This window comes from Halorubrum sp. SP3 (genome assembly GCF_005435195.1).
GTDB lineage: Archaea > Halobacteriota > Halobacteria > Halobacteriales > Haloferacaceae > Halorubrum > Halorubrum sodomense.
Map to the genome: position 1 here is coordinate 1 of NZ_SGTU01000407.1, position 427 is coordinate 427.

The following is a 427-nucleotide window of genomic DNA, read 5'->3' on the forward strand; positions in this document are numbered from 1 at the left end:
AACGCCTCTCGTGGCACCGTGTCGGTGTCGTGGGGTGGCGACCACCACACGACTCACGTCAATAATGAACCGCTGTGCGACGAGATTCACGACTTCTACGCGCGGCAGATGCGCGAACACTACCTCGCGTAAGTCGTGGATCAATTCTTTGCGAGGATCCCGTTCACTCGGGTTCCTGGCGTCCCTATGAACACACAAACTCAAACCAGCGACAGCACCGAACCCCCCGAGACGTACACCGCGCTTCAAGAGGTGTCCCGCGGGGATCGGATCGTTATCAACGACACCGAATACCGTGTGGTAATTCTCCATACAGGGATTCGGGCGTTGTTCGGTACCGACTATCCGACGCTCGTCGGTCCCGACGGTGACACCCACGGTCTCGGCTTCGGGAAAATCGCAGATAGCGACGCCGACGGGGTGATCT

1 protein-coding gene is annotated in these 427 nt (G+C 58.8%); it reads left to right on the plus strand.

The window, feature by feature from the left end:
• Positions 1-186: 186 nt before the first annotated feature.
• Positions 187-427 (plus strand): hypothetical protein (locus EXE42_RS17020; RefSeq protein ID WP_137707065.1); only part of this gene is annotated, 241 nt, incomplete at its 3' end.